The sequence below is a fragment of the Specibacter sp. NPDC057265 genome, assembly GCF_042668835.1.
Taxonomy (GTDB): domain Bacteria; phylum Actinomycetota; class Actinomycetes; order Actinomycetales; family Micrococcaceae; genus Specibacter.
This window is the reverse complement of sequence record NZ_JBHUYE010000003.1, coordinates 12800-32611: the sequence shown is the minus strand read 5'-3', so window position 1 is coordinate 32611 and position 19812 is coordinate 12800. Positions and strand designations below refer to the sequence as shown.

26 protein-coding genes are annotated in these 19812 nt (G+C 63.6%); 12 read left to right on the top strand and 14 right to left on the bottom strand.

The annotated features are described in order from the left end of the window. Positions 1-12: 12 nt before the first annotated feature. The 4 genes from ACFUCV_RS03285 to ACFUCV_RS03270 all read left to right on the top strand — a co-directional run bounded on the left by ACFUCV_RS03285 (position 13) and on the right by ACFUCV_RS03270 (position 4103). Positions 13-597 carry a DUF3618 domain-containing protein gene (locus ACFUCV_RS03285; protein WP_380811992.1) on the top strand — a complete coding sequence of 195 codons (585 nt, stop codon included), beginning with the start codon at positions 13-15 and terminating at the stop codon, positions 595-597. A 77-nt stretch (positions 598-674) separates the two neighbouring features. Beyond that, positions 675-1757, top strand: a complete 1083-nt coding sequence (locus ACFUCV_RS03280) for a YihY/virulence factor BrkB family protein (RefSeq protein WP_380811990.1) — start codon at positions 675-677, stop codon at positions 1755-1757. A 312-nt stretch (positions 1758-2069) separates the two neighbouring features. Continuing rightward, entirely contained in the window at positions 2070-3137 is a 1068-nt protein-coding gene (locus ACFUCV_RS03275; RefSeq protein ID WP_380811988.1) for an App1 family protein, read from the top strand. A gap of 33 nt (positions 3138-3170) precedes the next feature. Next, positions 3171-4103, top strand: a complete 933-nt coding sequence (locus ACFUCV_RS03270) for a diacylglycerol/lipid kinase family protein (protein ID WP_380811986.1) — start codon at positions 3171-3173, stop codon at positions 4101-4103. 48 nt (positions 4104-4151) lie between these two features. Here ACFUCV_RS03270 and ACFUCV_RS03265 read toward each other — a convergent pair whose 3' ends face one another. Next, positions 4152-4514 carry a hypothetical protein gene (locus tag ACFUCV_RS03265; protein WP_380811984.1) on the bottom strand — a complete coding sequence of 121 codons (363 nt, stop codon included), beginning with the start codon at positions 4512-4514 and terminating at the stop codon, positions 4152-4154. 138 nt (positions 4515-4652) lie between these two features. Continuing rightward, positions 4653-5075, bottom strand: a complete 423-nt coding sequence (locus tag ACFUCV_RS03260; protein ID WP_380811982.1) for an Hsp20/alpha crystallin family protein — start codon at positions 5073-5075, stop codon at positions 4653-4655. A 171-nt stretch (positions 5076-5246) separates the two neighbouring features. Between ACFUCV_RS03260 and ACFUCV_RS03255 the strand changes: the two genes are divergently transcribed. Further along, complete coding sequence (locus ACFUCV_RS03255; protein ID WP_380811980.1) at positions 5247-5561, top strand: MerR family transcriptional regulator; 315 nt, start codon at positions 5247-5249, stop codon at positions 5559-5561. Between the two features lie 170 nt (positions 5562-5731). On the opposite strand, the gene ACFUCV_RS03250 is transcribed toward ACFUCV_RS03255, so the two are convergent. From ACFUCV_RS03250 to ACFUCV_RS03240, 3 genes are all read right to left on the bottom strand, one after another. After that, the gene (locus ACFUCV_RS03250; RefSeq protein ID WP_380811978.1) at positions 5732-6277 is read right to left on the bottom strand and encodes a hypothetical protein; all 546 of its coding nucleotides are present in this window, start codon (positions 6275-6277) and stop codon (positions 5732-5734) included. A gap of 83 nt (positions 6278-6360) precedes the next feature. Beyond that, positions 6361-7074, bottom strand: coding sequence for an esterase/lipase family protein (locus tag ACFUCV_RS03245; protein ID WP_380811976.1), 714 nt, complete (start codon positions 7072-7074; stop codon positions 6361-6363). Beyond that, positions 7071-7874 carry an alpha/beta fold hydrolase gene (locus ACFUCV_RS03240; protein ID WP_380811974.1) on the bottom strand — a complete coding sequence of 268 codons (804 nt, stop codon included), beginning with the start codon at positions 7872-7874 and terminating at the stop codon, positions 7071-7073. Before ACFUCV_RS03240 ends, ACFUCV_RS03245 begins: the two co-directional genes overlap by 4 nt. A gap of 288 nt (positions 7875-8162) precedes the next feature. On the opposite strand from ACFUCV_RS03240, the gene ACFUCV_RS03235 reads away from it, so the two are divergent. Next, positions 8163-8594 carry a hypothetical protein gene (locus ACFUCV_RS03235; protein ID WP_380811972.1) on the top strand — a complete coding sequence of 144 codons (432 nt, stop codon included), beginning with the start codon at positions 8163-8165 and terminating at the stop codon, positions 8592-8594. Positions 8595-8615: 21 nt separating this feature from the next. Here the strand turns inward: ACFUCV_RS03235 and ACFUCV_RS03230 are convergent, their stop codons facing one another. From ACFUCV_RS03230 to ACFUCV_RS03210, 5 genes are all read right to left on the bottom strand, one after another. Next, positions 8616-9512: a hypothetical protein gene (locus tag ACFUCV_RS03230; RefSeq protein ID WP_380811970.1), complete on the bottom strand. Its 897-nt coding sequence runs from the start codon at positions 9510-9512 to the stop codon at positions 8616-8618. After that, the gene (locus tag ACFUCV_RS03225; RefSeq protein ID WP_380811968.1) at positions 9512-10582 is read right to left on the bottom strand and encodes a hypothetical protein; all 1071 of its coding nucleotides are present in this window, start codon (positions 10580-10582) and stop codon (positions 9512-9514) included. Before ACFUCV_RS03225 ends, ACFUCV_RS03230 begins: the two co-directional genes overlap by 1 nt. Before the next feature lie 75 nt (positions 10583-10657). Beyond that, positions 10658-10858, bottom strand: a complete 201-nt coding sequence (locus ACFUCV_RS03220; protein ID WP_380811966.1) for a helix-turn-helix domain-containing protein — start codon at positions 10856-10858, stop codon at positions 10658-10660. Further along, a complete protein-coding gene (locus ACFUCV_RS03215) occupies positions 10858-11334 on the bottom strand; it encodes a DUF2975 domain-containing protein (protein WP_380811964.1) in 477 nt (158 codons plus the stop codon). Before ACFUCV_RS03215 ends, ACFUCV_RS03220 begins: the two co-directional genes overlap by 1 nt. An 86-nt stretch (positions 11335-11420) precedes the next feature. Then, positions 11421-11864 carry a hypothetical protein gene (locus ACFUCV_RS03210; protein ID WP_380811962.1) on the bottom strand — a complete coding sequence of 148 codons (444 nt, stop codon included), beginning with the start codon at positions 11862-11864 and terminating at the stop codon, positions 11421-11423. A gap of 171 nt (positions 11865-12035) precedes the next feature. Here ACFUCV_RS03210 and ACFUCV_RS03205 point away from each other — a divergent pair, with 171 nt between their 5' ends. Continuing rightward, positions 12036-13040, top strand: a complete 1005-nt coding sequence (locus ACFUCV_RS03205) for a glycosyltransferase (protein WP_380811960.1) — start codon at positions 12036-12038, stop codon at positions 13038-13040. 281 nt (positions 13041-13321) lie between these two features. Here ACFUCV_RS03205 and ACFUCV_RS03200 read toward each other — a convergent pair whose 3' ends face one another. Then, positions 13322-14080, bottom strand: coding sequence for an ABC transporter ATP-binding protein (locus ACFUCV_RS03200; RefSeq protein ID WP_380811958.1), 759 nt, complete (start codon positions 14078-14080; stop codon positions 13322-13324). A 49-nt stretch (positions 14081-14129) separates the two neighbouring features. Continuing rightward, positions 14130-15260 carry an ABC transporter permease gene (locus ACFUCV_RS03195; RefSeq protein WP_380811956.1) on the bottom strand — a complete coding sequence of 377 codons (1131 nt, stop codon included), beginning with the start codon at positions 15258-15260 and terminating at the stop codon, positions 14130-14132. Between the two features lie 39 nt (positions 15261-15299). On the opposite strand from ACFUCV_RS03195, the gene ACFUCV_RS03190 reads away from it, so the two are divergent. From ACFUCV_RS03190 to ACFUCV_RS03175, 4 genes are all read left to right on the top strand, one after another. After that, a complete protein-coding gene (locus ACFUCV_RS03190) occupies positions 15300-15428 on the top strand; it encodes a hypothetical protein (protein WP_380811954.1) in 129 nt (42 codons plus the stop codon). 9 nt (positions 15429-15437) lie between these two features. Continuing rightward, positions 15438-16790: a sensor histidine kinase gene (locus tag ACFUCV_RS03185; protein WP_380811952.1), complete on the top strand. Its 1353-nt coding sequence runs from the start codon at positions 15438-15440 to the stop codon at positions 16788-16790. Beyond that, complete coding sequence (locus tag ACFUCV_RS03180; RefSeq protein WP_380811950.1) at positions 16783-17436, top strand: response regulator; 654 nt, start codon at positions 16783-16785, stop codon at positions 17434-17436. The genes ACFUCV_RS03185 and ACFUCV_RS03180 overlap by 8 nt, the downstream gene beginning before the upstream one ends. Positions 17437-17570: 134 nt before the next feature. Then, positions 17571-17840: a hypothetical protein gene (locus tag ACFUCV_RS03175; RefSeq protein WP_380811948.1), complete on the top strand. Its 270-nt coding sequence runs from the start codon at positions 17571-17573 to the stop codon at positions 17838-17840. Between the two features lie 167 nt (positions 17841-18007). Here ACFUCV_RS03175 and ACFUCV_RS03170 read toward each other — a convergent pair whose 3' ends face one another. Both ACFUCV_RS03170 and ACFUCV_RS03165 read right to left on the bottom strand, forming a co-directional pair. Next, positions 18008-18415, bottom strand: a complete 408-nt coding sequence (locus ACFUCV_RS03170; protein ID WP_380811946.1) for a hypothetical protein — start codon at positions 18413-18415, stop codon at positions 18008-18010. Continuing rightward, positions 18415-18894: a hypothetical protein gene (locus tag ACFUCV_RS03165; protein WP_380811944.1), complete on the bottom strand. Its 480-nt coding sequence runs from the start codon at positions 18892-18894 to the stop codon at positions 18415-18417. The genes ACFUCV_RS03170 and ACFUCV_RS03165 overlap by 1 nt, the downstream gene beginning before the upstream one ends. A gap of 106 nt (positions 18895-19000) precedes the next feature. Between ACFUCV_RS03165 and ACFUCV_RS03160 the strand changes: the two genes are divergently transcribed. Beyond that, positions 19001-19795, top strand: a complete 795-nt coding sequence (locus ACFUCV_RS03160) for an alpha/beta fold hydrolase (protein ID WP_380811942.1) — start codon at positions 19001-19003, stop codon at positions 19793-19795. Positions 19796-19812: the final 17 nt, after the last annotated feature.

Genomic DNA, 19812 nt, shown 5'->3' with positions numbered 1-19812 from the left:
TGAGGAAAAATCATGAGCGAAAATCCCGATGTCATCCGAGCGGATATTGAAGCGACCCGCGCACGTCTTGGTTCCAATGTTGACGCTGTTGCGGACAAGGTCACGCCGTCGCACATTGTGCAGCGGCAAACCGACAAGGTCAAGGACGCAGTTTTTGGTGTAAAGGACAAAGTCATGGGAGCTGCCGACCACGCCGGCGAAAACCTCAGCAGCGCCGGTTCTTCATTCAGCGACGCCGGCGCGGCCATTGGTGATGCGCCCACCCAGTTGAAGAACAAGACCCAGGGCAATCCCCTTGCTGCCGGGCTGATTGCCTTCGGCGCCGGCCTGCTCATCTCTTCCCTGATTCCTGCCAGTGAGAAGGAACGGGAGGCTGCAGACGCGCTTAAGTCCGCCGCCGAGCCGTTGACCACCGAACTGACCGACGCTGCCAAGGAAGTGGCGGGCGGTTTGCGGGAGCCTGCGCAGGAAGCTTTCGAGAACATTAAGAGCACCGCCACGGAAGCGACCGAACACGTCAAGGCCGAGGGCCAGGATGCTGCCAGCGACGTCAAAGCCAGGGCCGCTGACGCCAAGGACAACGTCCAGCAATCCTGAACCGTGCATCTGGCCGGCCGTCCCTGATTTTTTCCTGGGGCGGCCGGCCGCTTGACTTAACCCCTAAGGAGCTTTTCATGGCGTCCACCGACTCCCACTCCCAGCAAAGCAGCACGGCCAAGGACCGCACGGCTCCTGCCCCCGACGACTCCCGCAAGCCCGATGGCCCCACCGAGGTGAGCAAACCCTCCTGGAAGTACATCACCAAAAAAACGGTCAGCGAATTCAGCAAGGATCAATGCACAGACCTCGCCGGCGCGCTGACGTATTACTCCGTGCTCTCCATCTTCCCGGCACTGCTGGCCATGGTGTCTTTGCTGGGCATCTTTGGCCAGGCGGAAAAAACCACCTCGGCACTGCTGGACATAGTTCAGGAAATTGCCCCCGGCGGCACGGTGGACAATGTTCGTCCCATAGTGGAAAGCCTTGCCAGCTCCCAAAGTGCCGGCTTGACACTGGTCATTGGTCTGGCGGCGGCCCTGTGGTCCGCCTCGGGCTACGTTGCCGCCTTTGGCCGGGCCATGAACCGCGTCTATGAAATTGATGAAGGCCGCGGATTCATTAAATTCCGGGGCACCATGCTGGTGGTCACCGTGGTCAACTTGTTGATAGTGGTGCTGCTGGGCGCGATGCTCGCCCTCAGCGGACCCGTGGCCCAGTCGCTCGGGGATCTCATCGGGGTGGGCGGGACCTTTGTGACAGTGTGGAACATCGCCAAATGGCCTGTCATGCTGGTGCTCATCATCTTGGCCATTGCACTGCTTTACTATGCAACACCCAATGTCCGCCAGCCCAAGTTCCGGTGGATGAGCATGGGTTCGGCCATTGCCTTGCTGGTTTTCCTGCTGGCATCAGTTGGCTTTGCCTTCTATGTGGCCAACTTCAGCAACTACAACAAGACCTATGGCGCCCTGGGTGGTGCCATCATTGCCTTGCTGTGGCTGTGGATTTTGAATCTGTCGCTATTGTTTGGCGCCGAATTTGACGCCGAGGTGGAACGCGGACGTCAACTCCAGGCGGGCATCAAGGCCGAGAAGACCATTCAACTGCCCCCCAAGGACACGAAGAAAAGTGAAAAGCTACAGGCCAAGGAAGAGGAGCAGGTCCGTCATGGCCGGGAGCTGAGGGAACAACACAACAATGATTCCGCCCGTGAATAGTTTCTAAGCCGCTTCAGCAGCCACCCCGCACGGCAGGTGCCTCCCCAGTGGGCACCTGCCGTGCTTTGTCCCAGCCCTGTGGATTGCTGCCGGGCCGGAAACCACGCTGAAGCACCATATGCCGGAACCGCGTGGGGCGGCTGTTCCCCCACCGCCCGAAACGGGGGCAGCGCAGACCAGCCGGCAGAGGTGCCCACAGCCTCCTGGGGTGGTTCAATGTTTTCGCCGCCCGAACTGCACCGGTACCTTGGCCGTGGCCCCCTGCTCCGCTCGCATGGCGGCCCAAGATTGTGGGACAGTAAATTCATGGTCATGTTTACACGCAAGCCCCAGTCCCCCACGCCGCAGGACCCCGCCGCTGGCTTGCCGCCCTCGGCTCCGGCGGTGCTCGCCGCAGTGGTGCGTGCCGGAGATGTGCTGCATTCAGCGCGCACGCGCATTGCCAATTCCGGCGGCGCGCTGCCCACGGTGGTGGGCTACACCGGTTACGGCAGCACCACGTGGGTGCGGGTGCTGGCCCGGGTGGTGCTGACACGCACCACCAGCGTCTCGCCCAGAGGCAAGGTCCGCGGCTGGCAGTCGTTCACCAGCGTCCCCGTGCGCAACAGTGAGGTCCAGGTGCACATCGGGGAGGCAAGCCACACCCTTCATGCCGATGCCGGCGGTCTGGTGGATGTGGTCTTGGAATGCTCCCTGGAACCGGGGTGGCACACCATCACACTGCAGGCCCCTGGTTCGGTGCGCGCGGAGGCCCGCATTCAAATTGTGGACCCAGAGACCACCTTCGGCATTGTCTCGGACATTGATGACACCGTCATGGTCACGGCCCTGCCCAGGCCGCTGCTGGCCTTGTGGAACACCTTGGTGTTGAGCGAACGCGCCCGCACACCCACCCCGGGAATGGCCGTCCTGTATGACAGGATCATGGCCCACAACCCCGGCACGCCCCTGGTGTACCTGTCCACCGGCGCTTGGAACGTGGCGCCGGCCCTGACCCGCTTCCTGGCCCGCAACCTGTACCCCGACGGCGCGTTGCTGCTCACCGATTGGGGCCCCGCCAAGCAGCACTGGTTCCGCAGCGGCCGCGACCACAAACGCAACAACCTGGCCCGCCTTGCCCAGGAGTTCCCGCACGTCCGCTGGCTCCTGGTAGGTGACGACGGTCAACACGATCCTGAAATTTACGCCGAGTTCGCCCGCGCGCACCCCGCCCAGACAGCCGCAATAGCCATTCGCCAGCTCTCCCCCAGCGAAGCCCTGTTGGCCGGTGGCCGGACCGTGGACGACGCCGACAGCGCCCACCTTGGCGGTGCCCAAAAAGTGTCCGCACCCGACGGTGCCGGCCTGGCCCAACAACTGGAACTGCACGGTTTCCTCTAAACTTCACTCCTGCTTTCCGCATCTAAGGACATCATGACCGAGCAACAACAACTATCCAAGCGACGTGCAGCCGTCGTCATCAACCCCAGCAAGGCAATTGACCAGAATTTCAAGACCGACCTGTTGCAGCTTTTTACGCAGGCGGACTGGGCCGAGCCCCTCTGGCTGGAAACCACCGTGGAGGATCCCGGAACGGGGCAGAGCAGGCAGGCCCTTGAAGCGGGCGTGGATGTGGTCATGGCCGCCGGCGGGGACGGCACTGTCAGGTGTGTGGCCGAGGTTTTGGCAGGGACCGGCACCGCCATGGCTTTAGTGCCTTTGGGCACGGGCAACTTGTTGGCCCGCAATTTGAACATTGAAATCAACAGTCCCCTCCGTGCAGCCGAGGATGCGATTTCCGGGACAGAGACAAAAATCGATGTGGTGCGGGCTGTCATCGACCATGGAAAACGTCAGCAGCTGTTCCTGGTGGCCGCCGGCCTGGGTTACGACGCGGCCATTATGGGCGGCACCGTGGACCAGCTTAAGGACCGTGTGGGCTGGCTGGCCTATGTTGAGGCCGGCATCCGCAATTTGCCAGGGAAGGCAGTCACCGCCACCATCACCGTGGACGGCAAACGCACCACCCACCGGCGGGTGCGCAGTGTGATGGTGGGCAACTGCGGCAGGCTCATGGGTGGACTGGAAATTTTCCCTGACGCCCTCGTGGACGACGGCATCCTGGACCTGCTCATTTTGGCGCCACGGGGCCGCTTGGGCTGGCTCCGCGTGGTGGCAGGGGTGTTCAGCAAAGGCAGCAGGGGCAACACCTCGGTTCAAAGCCTCACCGGCAAGGTTGCCGAGATCACCTTGGACCGCCCGCAGGAGTTCCAGCTCGATGGCGACCACGCGGAAACCGCCTCCCACCTGCGGGTGGCGGTTGATCCGCAGGCATTGACCGTCCGCAAGGCGCCGGCGCGGAAGTAGCTGGAGGAAGCCCACCGTCCAAGGCGCCCCCCGCCGCAGGGACCTGCGCTAGTCCGGTCCATCAATGAACGCCTGCGCATGGGCCACGGCCTTTTTAAAAGCGTCGTTGCGCAAGGTCACGTGGCTCTCCTCCGCGGATTCCAGGTAATCGGTGATGCCGGGGCGTAATAACCAAATATCACCGGCCGGTGGCAGGTAGAACACGGCAAAGGACCGCTGTTCCTCATGATTGGACCACACTGGCACCACGGCCAGGGCGGCTCCCGTGTCTGGATTTATCCATTGCGCCCGCGGCAGGGGCTCCTGGTATTCCGGATCCAAAAATGGCGCCGTGCCCTTGCCCCAGCGCTTTTCAAAACGTTCATGGAACGCCGGCAGCAAAGGTGAGTCATATCTGCGCCACGCACTCATGCGTCCCCTCCCCACGGTTTGTGCCCAATAACATCCCCAACAACTCGGACCGTGCCGGTTCGCTTGGCCCGTTGGGCGCAATGCCCGGCTCCAGCTTTGGAACCGGGCATTGCGGTGCAGCCACAGCCCACTTCGCCGCTAGGCGTTGATGGCTTGGCGTTCCCCAGCTGTGCCTTCAATGGAAATCTTGCGGGGTTTGGCCTTCTCGGCCACGGGAATCCGCAAGCTCAATACGCCATTGTCATAGCTGGCGTGGATGTGTTCAGTGTCAAGGTTCTCGCCGAGGACCAACTGGCGGTTGAAGACTCCCCGTGGACGTTCGGCGGCGAGCATTTCCCTCCCGCCATCCAGTGCCGGGCGTTCGGCACGGATGGTGACCACATTGCGCTCCACATCCAGGTCAATGGAATCAGGCTGCACACCCGGCAGGTCAAACTCCACTTGGAAGGTGTCGCCGTCGCGCCAGGCGTCCATGGGCATGGCTGCCGGGCGGGCGGCCGTTCCCAGGACCTGCTGGGCAATGCGGTCAAGTTCACGGAAGGGGTCAGTACGCATCAACATGGCTTCTTCACTCCTTTTCATGCCATCTGATACCGGTCATGGTGGTTTCATTATGCACTTGTGGAACCAGACAATCTATGTTGACTGGTATAGATTTTTTATAGCACGTCTGCCAGACTGGTGCAAGACCATTTATTCGCAGCCACAGCGGCTGACGTCAAAGGAGGCCAAGTGGCAGGGGAATCGCTGTCCCAGGGCGTGTACGCCATATCAGTGGCGGCTGAGCTGGTGGGCACGGGACAGCAAAACCTGCGCCTCTACGAACGCCGGGGTTTGGTGGAACCTGGCCGCACCGAGGGCGGAACACGCCGGTACAGCGACGCCGATCTGGTGACCCTGCGGCGCATTGGTGAACTGCTCACGGCAGGATTGAACCTTTCAGGCATAGCGCTTGTCTTGACCCTCGAAACGGAAAACGCAGCATTGCAGGCCGAACTCGACAGGCTGCGGCGCAGACGCCGGCCAGCTGAATCCACCGCCAACTAAAAACGCCCCGGAACGGCTGCCGCTGGCAGCGTTCCGGGGCGTGGGGGCCATACTGGGGCCGGTTTTCACGGCAGAACCCCCAGATCAAGGTTCCTGGGAGGATCAAGGTCCTGGGAATTTCCTTTCCTTTGCCCGGACTCCTTGCCCGGACAAATTTTGGAAACGGCGGCCTACTTGGTTTTCCCGTCACCTTCGTGGTGCACGGCGTCCCGGCCCTCCCGGCCCTCCCGGGCCACCTGCTGGACATGCGGTTCCTGCGGCAGATGATCCGGGCCATCCTGCTTTTGCGTCTCCCGGTGCGCGGGGGTGCTGGCTCCTGCAGCGTCGGAATGTTTCCCCGCCACCGCATCGGCCGGGCGCCGGTGGTGGCGCGCATCCGGATCCAGGCTTTGGGCCTGGGCCAATTTTTCCTCCGAACGCTTCTCCGCCAGGGCCGCGGCTTCGTGCTGCTGCTCCGATTCCAAGCGCATCCGTTCGGCCTTCACAGCCGCCTGCTCGGCATCGGCTGCAGTACGTGCAGCCATGGCGTGCTTTTCACGGGCATCGAGGTCGGCGGTTCTGGCGGAATCCCGCAGGGCCTCGGCCTTCACCCGGTTTTCCTTGTCCCGCTCCACCTTTTCCGCATTGCGGCGCTTCGTCACCACCGCCAACACTGCCACCAGCACAATCACGGCGATGACTGCTATGACAATCCATACCCACATTGAGGAATCCATTTGTACCAGCCTCCATTATTGGTTTCCACGTTTAGACGCCGTTGCCGGGCCTTTGTCCCATCATGCACGCTGGCGCAGCAAATTCACAGCGCCCCCTGCGCCTCGGGTGAAGCGGTGCGGGGCGGAACGTCCCGCATTTCGGACAGCACCGTGGACAGTGTCACCGGATCTGCCAGAATCCGAAAATGCCCCGCTGTGGGCAGCTGGATGTTCCGGGCCCCGGGCAGCACGCTGCCTTCGGGAATGTGCGGGTCGAAGGGGCCGTACAGGGAACTGATCCGGGCGTTGACCCGCTCTTCCTTCGCCATTTGCAAGGTCAGCGCGTCACGGGGGGAAAATATGCGCAGACTGGGAATGAGCAGGTACCGGGCATAGCGGGAGCCTGCAAAAGGCGTGCAGACGGCCACCATGTGGGTTATGCGCACCTCGCCATCGAACGCCACCATGAGATATTTGCCAATCAGCCCACCCTTGCTGTGGGCCAGCACCGCCACTTCGTCCAATCCCGCCTGCTGGATGTAACGGGCAACGATCCGGGCGCAGGAACGGACATCCAAACGGTTTCTGTGCAGCTCAGGGACCACGTGGACCGGATGCCCGGCCGCATGGAGGCCCGTGATGAGCGGGAGCATGAACTTCCAGCTTTCATAGACTCCCGGGATCACAACCACCGCTTTAAGTTCGCCGGTGCGAAACGACGCCGCCTGCGTGGTGGACACCGTGGCATGGATTTGTCCCGCCACAGCATAAACATAGTCGCGGATCCACCACCCGAGCTTGCGCAGGACACCGTTCATGCAGTGGCCTCCAGCGGTGTGGGGGGACTGGCCACAAACGCCTCAATGGCCGCAGCCACCTCTTCAGGGGCCTTGTGCTGAACCACATGGCCGCAGCCTGGGACCTCCTGCAGCCGTCCCGCGGGTGCCAGGCTTGCCAACTGTGCGCACCAGGGATGCGAAGCCACCGTGTCCCGCACTCCGCGAAGCACCAAAACGGGAACTGTGAGGGCCGTGATGCGGTCTTCGATGGGGTAGCCCAACATCACGGGAAGCTCCCTCAGGTACCAACGCGGACCGCAGCGCCAGTAATCGCTGAACACCATCCAATTGGCCTTCGGCGTCTCGGCAATGACCGAGTCCAGTGCCAGGTCCCAGCCCTGCCGGAGGGGGTTGCGGCGTCGAACATCGGTCACAGGTCCCATCAACACCAGCCGGGCCACCAGGGCAGGGCGCTGGAGGGCGGCCTCAAGCACAAATTGGGCGCCCATGGAATGTCCCACCAGGACGCAGGGCCCCACCTCCAACTGCGCCAACACGGCAAGGATAAAATCCGCATAGTCAGCTATGGAAAGCTGGCGTGGGGGTTTGGGGGTGCCGGCAAAACCGGGCAAATCAATGGAATAGGTGGCGCTTCCCCTGGCCAGGACACTGTGCAGCCGGGCAAGGTAGCGGTGCGAGACGCCTATGCCGTGGATGAGCACGTAGGCCACGCCGTCATGGGATCCCGGCGTCCGGGCCTCCCTGGGCCCTCTTGCCGAGGCGTAAACGCGCCCGGTCAGGCCGTGGGCGTGCACTGTGGAAACTACTGGATCGGCCATTAGCTGAGAATATCCGCCCGCGCGCGGCGACGCCACCGGCTGCGTTGTGCGCGGCCGGCCAAGCCCCGGCCAACCCAGGCCGGTCCGGTCCGCTGGCTTGGACAGTTTTGCCGCGAACGCACCGAGCATAAAAATGCCTTCTCAGTTAGAATAAAAGTTCTAAGACTATCGGCTGCATATATAGAAAGACTGACGCTCCATTGCCGTCTCGCTAGTCACCATTTCCCGGGGAAGCTACCACCGCGGCGAGTTTCCGCAGCCTCCCCAACAGTGCAAGCCAGGTTTATTATGTCCATTGACCGATCGCCCAGTTTCTTCAACGAGTCCGCGGAATCCTCCGCCACCACCATCAGCTGCACCACCTGTAATTCCGCCGAGAAACTCATTATTGAATCCCTCGACTTTGCGGGCCCCAAGCTCCTGGGCCGCCTGGCCCTAAGCTACAGCTGCGGCAACTGCCTCACGCCCTACGTCCACGAATCCACCCCCGTGGACGTGGCCCGGTTCCTGGCCAACCAGCCCGATCCGGCACCTGTGGCCCACTTGGGTGGCCACTACATCCACTGCGGCGAGCCCATGGCAGAGGGCGCGTTGCAGCTGACAGCCATGAAGGTCGACGACGACGACCTGGCCAGTGCCCCGGCGGTGGAAGTGGAAAGCACCGTGCTGCGCTGCCAGTGCGGCTTCCAAATGGCAGTGCCTGCCATCAGCCTCAACTAGCGGCTGTGTCCTGGGAACGGTTCATGGCTTGAGCTTGGAATCAGGGTTGTGGAAGTGGATGGCAGCCACCATTTCAGCTGCCTCCTGCGCGTCATCTTCAAATTCTTCCAGGTTTTCCACCGTCAGGCGCGGCTCGAATGTGGGCGGCTGGAAGTGCAGCCGGGCGCAGAAGCCCCTGCGGATGGTCACCTTGCCCATGGCGTCGAGGTCGGCCAGACTGTCCCGCCATGCCGCCAGGGCCCGGGCAGCATTTTTCCTGCTCTCGTCCAGCGGCACCTCCAGGCCATCGTCGTCGTTGGCACCGTCCTCAAAGTCATCGTCGGTGCCGGCAATGCCCACCGCATAGCTGAGCTGCGGATCCGAAGTGGATGCCCCAATGTGCACGGCCATTTCCGACAGCGGCCAGAGCTCAAGGTGGTCGGCCAGAAACGCCTCCCACGCCTTGGCCAGTTGCCGGCCAACTTCAACAGCCTCCGTGCGTTGCACGCCGGCAACGGTGAAGTTGCCGTAGCGACCGTCCACCGTCAGCGAATGGTTGGGCAACAGCGCCAGCAGGGCGTCATGACCCTGCACCAAGGAGTTGATGGCCTGCGGGCCGGGGTTCTGACCCGAGATGCGCAGCAGCGAAACGGCGCCCTTCCCCCCACTGCCGGTGGTGATGCGAAGATCCACCTCATCGAGCCGTCCCAAGCCGGCAAGGATGGGGGCGGTGCGCGCCAGCAGGATGGGGTATTCGGTGCGGTTGCCGTTCATGTGCAGTGTGTAGGCCGTGAAGATCCCGTCCCGCCCGGTCTCCACGGAAACCCCGGCGCCGGCCGGCAGCACTGCTTTGAAGTCCGCCACACGTTTGTCCATGGCCGCCTTTTCCGCCCGCGCCTGCGCGCGCTTGTCTGCGGAAAGGAAATCGAAGATCCCCATTAGAGCAGTCCCGCCAACGGGCCGGTGAGCAACAACCGGGCGGCGAGCAATACCGCCCCAGCGCCGGCAAACATCAGCAGCGCCGGGCTCACCCGGCTCCTGCGCAAAACCGTCCGTCCCGGCAATGCCGCAGCGGGGGTGCTGCCCGCAAAAGGCGCCAACCGCTCCTCAACGCCGGTGACCATGGCGGCCCCCACGCCAAACACCAGCTGGGAGAATTGTTCCCAGCTCTGGGTCGTGTGCAGATCAAGGTACTTTCGGGTGAAGAAGATGATTTGATCGTCTGCGGTCTCCACATCAAAATCCGGCGCCACGCGGCGGAGCATGTCCAGGACCCCCGGCGTGAACATCTGCAGCGCCTCGGGGGCGTGGCCGTCGGGGGCATACAGCTTGAAGTGGTCCTGCAGTCCATCGGGCAGCGGCACGAGCTGGGATGAGGCCAGACTTGCCGGCACGCTGGAAACCAGCCAGCGATCGTTCTTCTTGGCATTTAGCAAGGTCCGGGGCAGGGATCGGCCGGCCGTCAGGGCAAGATATGTCCAGTTGACCCGGGTGGAACGTTTGCTCCTGTCCCTAAGGACCGGACCTGTCCGGTAGGAATAACGGGCAATTTCAAATGGGAAAGGGTGGCCCGGACCGCTTCTGAACCGGACCTCCGAACGCGGCTCGTCGCCCTGCTCGAAAATGAACCCGGTCAGGCGCGGCCGTTTGGGGTCCTTCACGTACCGCAGGCCGTTGCGCTGCACAAAACGCTCCAGGCGTGCAAGCTGCAGTTCAGGGTCTTCGCCCCGGGACTGCAGGAAGAAACCGATGCCCGCGGCCAGGGCACCGGCAAGGAAGATATAGCTGCCAACGTTTAGAACCGGGCTCCGCAGTGAAAAGGAATCCACCGCCGCTTGGGCCATGCCCAGGGAGCACACCATCCACACGGCGAGGCATACCACCACCAAGGCCACCAGGGCCACACCGGAAAGGCGCTTTTGTGCACCCTGCGCCTGTTGCACGAGTGCCGCCACTTCCTGGGGCGGAATCTCATCGAGCAGTACGGAGGTGTCAAAGCTTGGGATCATGGATGAAGCTTATCGTCCATTCGATGGATTTATAGGACGGACTGCGTCGCTGGCTTGCGTCGGCGGGCAGCGCCGCTACTCCCAGCGCAACAGATCGCCCGGTTGGCATTCCAGCGCTTCACACAAGGCCTCCAGGGTGGTGAAGCGCACCGCCTTGGCACGCCCGTTCTTCAGGACCGCCAAATTGGCCGGGGTAATTCCTATCCGCTCGGCCAAGGAACCCACGGACATTTTCCGCTTGGCCAGCATCACGTCAATGTCCACCACGATCGGCATTAGATCACCTCATTGAGCTCGGAGCGCATGGAGGCCGCCTGAACCAGGAGCTTGCGCATCACCAGGATCACCAGTGCAATGCCGGCCACCAGCAGCGACAGCCCACAAATGAGCAGCACCACTCCCGGCGCCACAGCCTCCCCCGGGGCCAGCACAACGGCCAGGGCAAACACCAGGGCCGCGGCGGCGCCCACCGCAATGATGATGATGTCCACAAAACGGAAGGCCGCGCCACTAAAGACAGTGTCCCGTCCCACCATGGTCACCAGCCGCCAAACACAGGCCACGGTGACCTGCAGGCAGAGGATCCCCAGCACCACTATGAGCACAATCGGCACCACCACCAGTCCCGTGGGAGCCGCCGCTTCATGAAGGTCCACAACCAGCAGCGGAACCATCACCACCTGCACAAACAGGGACCCTGCGAGCGCCAGCGCCAGAACAATGCGCAGAGCCAGGATTGTTAACTTTCCCATAACCACCTCCTATTGAACGTCAATAAGAATGTATCGTTAAACGATAGGTAAAACAAGCGGCGCCGTGGCCGGGGATACCTTGCTGTTTACGCTGCGGCCTCCGCCGTGCCGGGCTCGTCCCCGTCGTCGTCGGTGATTGATTCCGCCAAAGCAGCGGCAGCAGTGAGCACAGCGGCACTGATGGCCATGACCATGCGGGGATTGTCCACCCCACGGCGCAGCAGAAACTGGTGAATGGCGCCATCCAGTGCGAATCCGGCCCTGGTGCCGGCGGCAAGCAGTCCACCCAGCCCCAATGCCACAAACAAGCGGGGCCGGACCCCCGTGGTGCCGCCAGTCCCGAGGCCCGCACCACACCAGGCCGCAAAGCCTCCTGCCGCGCCGGTGCCCAGAATCAACGACCACCGCGCCGTCGCGGAGAATTTTGCGGGGTCCACCAGCGTCACCAGCCCACCGGCCGCGCCGGTGACAAGGGCAGCGCCTACTTTGGATCGCAGATTGGACACGGTGGTTTGCGTTGATTTAGCCATGCCGCCAGCCTAACGGCAGGTGGCACCACACTGCATTGGCACCGGCACCGCCAGGGCGGCTGCGACTGCGGGTCAAGGCAGTGGGGTGCGGCAATCCTTGAAGGCACTGGACGTTCCCTGCCTACAATGGCTGGACAGTTGTTTCCCGGGGTGTCCAACTTCCAAAGGGGCATGTCCGTGCAATTTTCCGCACCCTCCCAGCTTGAAACCACCTATATTTTGCCGCTGCGCTGGAGCGGTGATGAGGGCTTGGCGGAACTGGCCCGCTATCTACAGCAACTAAGCGGGTGGATGCACGTGCTGGTGGTTGACGGTTCCGCCCAGGAACTGTTTGGCCAACATGCCAAGGCATTCGCCCCTCCCATCCGGCATGTGCCACCGCAGCCGCGTGCCGGCGCCAATGGGAAAGTCGCCGGCGTCATGACGGGAATCAAACTGGCAGCAACCGAGCTATTGATCATCGCCGATGACGATGTCAGATATGAATTCAGCACACTTGGACAGATCCTTGAGCTCCTGGCCGCCGCCGACATTGTCCGGCCCCAAAACTATTTTGCACCCCTGCCGTGGCATGCCCGCCTGGACACCGCCCGCACACTGATCAACAGGACGTTTGGCGCCGACTATCCGGGCACCTTCGGCGTGCGGCGCTCAGCGGTGCTGGCCACCGGTGGTTACGACGGCAATGTCTTGTTTGAGAACCTGGAACTGCTGCGCACCATCGAGGCCGCCGGAGGGCGGGAAAGGCAAGCCAGCGGGCTGTTCGTGCGGCGCCTGCCTCCCACCACCGCGCACTTCCTGCGCCAACGCGTCCGCCAGGCGTACGACGACTTTGCCCAACCCCGCCGGCTCCTGGTGGAGCTGATGTTGTTGCCCCTGCTCGTGGTGGTGCTTTGGCGTGCAGTTAAACACGGCAAAGCCGGAGCGCTCCTGCTGGCCCTGGCAGTGCCCTGTGTCCTTGCCGGGTTGGGCCGGTGCCGGAACCGTGGCACCGAGGTGTTTGCCAAAACCGCACCGCTGTGGGCGCCGCTGTGGGTGTTCGAACGCGCCGTCAGCGTCTGGGTGGCGGTGCACTTTCGCCTCCGCGGCGGGATGCCCTACGCCGGTGAAACGCTCTACCAGGCAGCCAATTCAATTAGACGGCTGCGGATCCTCCATGGCGGAAAAATCCGCTGAACCCGCCGCCATGGCGCGACGGGCCGGCTGCGCGTGCGGGCACCAGCCGCAGGGCAATGCCCAGCGCAAAGAAGGTTGGTGCGCAGTGTCCAATGGCCAATGGCCAATGAAGATTCCCCAGCCGTCAAACTGCGCACGGTCATCATCGGGCTGAGGCCCGGCCGAGGCCCGGCCGAGGCCCGGATGCTGCAGTTTTTGCAACATTGCCTCTCCCGCTGTCAGTTTCCCGCAGAGACGTCGGCCTTCGGGTCCTGCACCTGTTGCCGGGCAAAAATAGACCTTCAGGAAAGATCCATGGCCCCGTGGCGGGAAGGGGCTGCGGCGGCCGGGTCGCCGAGGCGGCCATCGCGCATGGTGGCCACGGCGTCGGCCAGCGGCACAAATTCAAGGTCATGGGTGACCATGATGGTGGCCACCGCAAAGTCGTCGGTCACCTGGCGCAGCAACCGCACAATTGAGTTGCTGCGTTCGTGGTCCAGGGCCGCGGTGGGTTCGTCCACAAGCAGGACCTTGGGGTCCCCCATGAGTGCGCGGGCAATGTTGACCCGCTGCCGCTGGCCCCCGGACAGCTGGTGTGGACGCTTGTCCACGCTGCCGGCAAGTCCCACCACATCCAGGCGTTCCAAGGCTTTCACCCTGGATTCCTTGATGTTGGCGCCGCGCAGGTGGTCGGCAAGGATGAGTTGTTCCACGGCTGTCAGCGAAGCCAGCAGGTTTGGCTGTTGAAAAATGATGCCAATTTTTTCCCTCCGCAATGTTGTCATTTCCTTGTCGCTGAGTCCGGTGGCGTCGGTGCCGTCAATGGTGATGACGCCATGGGTGGGGCGGACCAGTGTGGCGGCCACGGCCAGCAGACTGGATTTGCCCGATCCGGACGGACCCACCAGGGCCATCATTTGGCCCGCCTGGACGCTGAGGTCCACCGCATCCAAGGCAGTGGTGATCCCGTCCCCATCCGGGTATTGGAGGGTGACATTTGTGAGCGTCAACGGGTGCCGCAAAGAGGTCTGCAGGGTGAGGGGGTTGGCTGGTGAGGACATGGTGTTGCCTTTCAAAGAGGGGGTGGTCGTCTTAGCGCGTTGAGGAGATTTAGTTGCCGCCCAGGGCAATGAGCGCATCCACTTTGGTGACGCGGAAAACGGCTGCTGCTGATCCTGCCAAGCCCAGCACCACCACCCCCGCGATCGGCAGCAAGGTGGTGGCGGGAGTGACCAGGAAGGGTGCTGCCTGGGCGGCAATGAAGCCGCCCGCCACTCCAATCAAGCCACCTGCCCCCGCCCCGGCCAGCAAGACCATGGCAGCCTGGGTGATGGCGTCGCGCAGGATGTAGCCGCTGGATCCGCCCATGGCTTTCAGGACTGCAATGTCACGGGTGCGCTGCACCGTCCAAACAGTCAGGAACGCCACAATCACCAGGGCCGAAATGCCGTAGAGGAAGGCCTGCATCAGCATCAGGGAACCGTTCTCGCTCTTGTAGGAACCCAAGGCCTGGAAAGATCCTGTCCGGGAGGTGCTGACGGTGTTTGCGGCGTCGTTCACAGCTGCCTCGTCCACGGTTGCACCGTCCTGGTAGGTGATGGCGGCCACTGTGCCCAGCTGTTCCGGGTTGGGCAGGTGCGCCAGTGTGGACCATGTGGGCAGTGCCGTCCAGACCACAGCGGTATGGGAGTACCACTGATCGGCAACCACTGCACTGACCACCAGGTCAACTCCACCCACACTGACCTTGCCCCCCGCTGTCAGGCCCAGCTCCTTGGCCACGGTGTCGCCAATGACCACCGTGTCCGCCGTGACCGGTGACGGTGCGAGCCCTCCCTCCGCTGCCACGCCAAACACCGCAACGTTGGTGGTTCCGGCGCCTTCCCCCGTCTGGGCGTCTACAGCCTGCAGCCGGGTTTGGCTGATGCCCAAAGCCTCCGCGTTCAACACTCCCGCTGCGCGCTGCCAGTGCTCAAGCTGGGAGGCGGTAATTTCACTTTCGGTAAATGATGCCTTCGGCGCGCTGGTTCCGGCAGCACCAAAAGCAATGGCGTCCACCGCCTGGGCGACCCCATTGCCAGGATCGGATTCAAGCTTTTCAAGGGCCGACGTCGACTGGTCACCGAGCCCGGCCGTAAGCCCCGAGAGCATGACCAACAGCAGCGTGATGAGGGCAACCACGCCGCCCATCAGGGCGAAGCGGCCCTTGGCGAAGCGAATGTCGCGGATGGCTAAAAACACGGTGGTTCTTCTTTCAGTAAAGGATGGCTGGGGCCTCAAATGCCCTTGTTTCAACTCTCCCGCGGGAAGGCCCGCAGGCCATCGCGCAGCCGGTTGATCTATCCGGGAAGAATGGTTGATGCCCAGCTCAACCATTTGGTTGATGCCACCGCGGCCGGCGGCGCATAAGCTGATCAAATGCCCGCCACTGACCTTCCGACGCCGACGGAGCGGACCGGCACCACCGATGACCTGCTCCACGGATTGGATGCCGCGCCCTCTGCCGCGATCCTGAAGGTGCTGCGCGTGACCCTGCACGTGGGATTCGCGGTCCTGTTGGCCGTGGCCGTTGTGCGGATGCTGCTTTCGGCAGGTGCAGGTGCCCCGGAGTATCTCTGGACTGCCATCGCAGCGCTTTTGGCCGGCGTATACCTGGCCGGCACCACCGCTGAACAACGCTTTGCCACCGGGCGGACAGGCTTTGACCCGCGCCGCTACGGCATGCTGTGGCTGGGGCTGGTCACGGCACTGTGGGCGGTTCTGCTGGCCGGAAGCGCCGATTTTGCCTGGCTGGCCTTCCCCCTGTTTTTTCTGCAGCTGCACCTGCTGCCGCGGCGTCCGGCATTGCTGGCCATCAGCTTGATCACGGTGGCGGTGGTGGTGTCCCTGTGGTTGGCCAGCGGCCAGCCCGTGCCGCATTTGGCAGCCGTCCTGGGCCCCATGTTTGGCGCCGCGTTCTCCGTGGTGACCGGCCTGGCATACCAGGCGTTGTACAACGAAGCCCGGAACCAGCGCCTGGCGGCCGCGGAGCTGCGCCGCACCCGCGCCGAGCTGGCAGCGTCCCAGCACGACGCCGGTGTGCTGGCCGAGCGTGCACGGCTGGCCCGGGAAATCCACGACACCCTGGCACAGGGTTTTTCCAGCATTGTGTTGGTGGCCCGCGCCGCCGAAAAGTCGCTCAAGGACGGCGACGCCGCCACCGCCTCGGAACGCTTGGCGCTGGTGCAAAAAACGGCGTCGGAAAACCTGGCCGAAGCCCGGACCTTTGTCCGTGGGCTTTCCTCCCCGCAGCTGCAGGAGAGCACATTGATGGAGAGCCTGCACCGGTTGTGCGCCGCCACGGAAACGGGGGCCGCGGCGCGCGGCATCCCGCTGCGCTGCCGGCTGGAACTGGACGGGCAGGAAATCCAACTGCCGCAGCCTTACCGGGCGGCCCTGCTGCGCGCGGCCCAGGCCAGCCTCGCCAATGTGCAGGACCATGCAGGGGCGCACAACGCCGTCGTCAGTGTCTCCTTTCTGGGCACCGAGGTCACCATGGACATTTACGACGACGGTGTGGGCTTCGACCCCGCGGCGCTGGCAACACAGATGGCGGCACGGACCGATGGCAGCGGCTTCGGGCTGCGCTCGCTGCGGGAAAGGGTGGGCGCCCTCCACGGTTCCCTGGAACTGGAATCGGCGCCCGGAGAAGGAACCGTGGTGGCCATCCGGCTGCCCGTGGATGCTGCGGCTGTGGTGGACGGCGCAGCAAAGGGGGGAAGCAATGGATGAGGTTCGGATCCTGTTGGTCGATGACCATCCGGTGGTGAGGGCCGGGCTGCGGGCCATGCTCAGCGGGCTTGAGGGCATCACCATCGTGGCCGAGGCGGCCGACGGCGGCGCGGCCATCGAGGAACTGCAACGGCTCCGGGTTCTGGGCGAGCCGGTGGATGTGGTGCTCATGGACCTGCAAATGGGTGCCGGCATGGATGGTGTGAGCGCCACGGCGCGGATCAAATTGGCCGGGGATGCGCCCTCGGTGCTGATTTTGACCACCTATGACACGGATGCTGACATCATGGCCGCCGTGGAGGCCGGTGCCAGCGGGTACATGCTCAAGGACGCCCCGCCGGAGCAAATCCACCAGGCCGTGGTGGCTGCGGCCGCCGGGCAAACCGCCCTGACCCCCAGGGTTGCCGCGCTGCTCATGGACCGGGTGAGCAATCCCGCCCCCGCGGTGACGCCGCGTGAAGTGCAGCTCCTGGAGCTCTTGGCCACAGGGCTTTCCAACCGCGCCATCGCCAAGCACATGTTCATTTCCGAGGCCACCGTCAAGACCCACCTTGTGCACATTTACGCAAAACTCGCAGTGGACAACCGCACGGCGGCCATTGCCGTGGCCAGCCAGCGCCGCATCATCCGCATTCAGGAGCGCTAACGGGCCGGCACCCCGTGGTGCAGCAGCTGCCGGAGGGTTGACGCCCGCCTGCGGCAGTGCCATCGTGGGTTGGGGGTTCCTTGGAGTCCCCGGCACCGCTTTGTCCTTGTAGACCTTGAACGTAGGGAGCAGCAATGACCACGAAATCCCCCGACGACACCCAGGGCGGGTACGGCACCCCTGCACCCGAAGATGAAGTGCCCGATGCGGGCCAAGGTGGGCAGCAAGGCGGCACGGAGTTGGATCCGGAGGCCTTGGGGGCCAACAATGGCTTGGACAAGGCGGGAAATGAAAGCACCGATCCCATCCTGCAGCCCCATGAGGCCTCGGACGGGCACTTGGAAACCGACGGGGTCTCCGAGGACGATTTGAAGGAATCCACCAGCGTGGAGCCGCCGGATTGACGGACCCGGCTGGCAGCTGCCCCACCCCCTGCCTGATTGATTGGCAGCCGGACACATGCCGCCGGGCTCCCGGCACCGCAGGCGTCAAAGTCCTGCCCGGGCAGTGGCTGGCGGGCGTGCCCGTGCAGCACCCCATCGATCTTCGGTGGCTGCCGTTCGGGCGGGCCTCAACCGTGGCCCCGCGGTGGCACGGGCCTTCCCGGATTGCGCACCACACGGCCTTGGCGCCGATGGCGCAGCCACAGCAGCGCGGCAATGATGAGGGGCAGTTGCGTGAGCCCGTACAGCAGATGGAAGGCATAGTGGAGCACTGACTGTTCCGGGCTGAAGGGCAGTGCTGCCAGCGGCAGCACCGTGACAATGGCACCGGCGAAGTTCAGCAGGGCCCATGCCAGCATCATGGCAGTGGCGGCGCCCCGGCAGGGTGTAAACCAGGCCACCACAAGTGCCACGGTGATCAGCAGCGGGAGCAATGACTCCGAACTGGAAATTGTGTGCGCGGGCAGATCGGCAAGATTATGAATAAACAGCCCGGCCCAGCTGACCATTGCCCACGCCGGCAGCCACCGGGACATCAGTGGAGCCGGCTGGCGCTTGCCACCACCGCGGCGCCCAAGGCGAGCAGTGCCAAGGTGTTTGCCGCAACCCGGAGGCCGAAGAATCTTTCCCAGCCGGTGCGCACCGCACGCCAGTGAGGCGGCGGACTCTCCACCGACCAGTGCGCCATCTCCCTGTTGATGGGAAGGTCACCGCGGACAATGGCCCACAAGGTCACCAGCAGGGCCAAAAGCGCGGCAATGGCGGCAAATTCCACGGCGGGGATGAACTCAAGGGCACCGGCTGTGATGGCAGCTGCCGTAAGGGCCAAACTGGCGAGCATCAGCGGCTTGGCCAAACGCGGTGCTGTGTTGTCAACGCTTTGCTTCACGGGGATGTAGAGCGCCGCTTCCAGGCGCCGCAGGGCCGGATTGAGAATCAGGTAGCCCGTCAAATGCACTCCCAGCAGAAGCGCCACCAACACCAGGGCCATGAGGGAGAAAATGAATGCGACCATGACCGGATGCTCTTTTCGCTGCCGCTGTTTGCGCCTTGTGGCCAGAATGAATGAAATGCCCGTTCCTGTCAATGACAAGCAGCGGCCCGCTCTCTAGCATGGTTCCATGGAGCTGCGTCCTGAGAAGGTCTTGCTGCACTCTGTGGTCCACGGTGACGGCGTGCCACTTGTTGCCCTGCACGGTGCCGGTGTCGATCACCGTGAAATTGCGGCGGCGCTTGAGACCCTGCCAACGGTGGCGCGCTGCCGGCGGATTTATCCGGATTTACCCGGGATGGGGCAATCGCCAGCGGGAGATCTGGGGAGCAACAATGAGGTGGTGCTGCGCTTGGCTGACTTTATTGGGCAGCTGGGACTTGGCCCCGTTTTACTCCTTGGCCATTCCTACGGGGCGTATTTGGCCCAGGGGGTGGCGGCACGGCGGCCGGATCTGGTGCTGGGTCTGGCCTTGATCTGCCCCCTTGCCGCCCAGCCGCGTGATGTGCCTGCGCACCACGTGGTGCACCAGGAAAACGGGGCCCATGATGTTCTTTTGCCCGGGCTGCGGAAGGGCTTCAATGACTACTTTGTGGTGCGCACCCCGGCCACGGCGCGCCGCTACCGCGACCATGTGGTGCCGGGGATGGAACTGGTGGATGAGCGCGCGCTGGCTCGAATCTTCTCGCACTGGGAGCTTGATTCCGGCAGCTGCGAGGCTCCAACACTGATCGTTGCCGGCCGCAGCGACTCCACCGTGGGGTACCGCGACGCCCTGGAGTTGCACCGGCAATACCCACATGCCACCTTGGCCATGGTGGATGGCGCCGGTCATGCGCTCATGCACGAACGGCCCGGGCTGTTTGCCGGATTGCTTGCTGACTGGCTTGATCGGGGATTCCTGGCAGCAGTTCCAAAACCGTGAGGATCTTGGCTGGGATG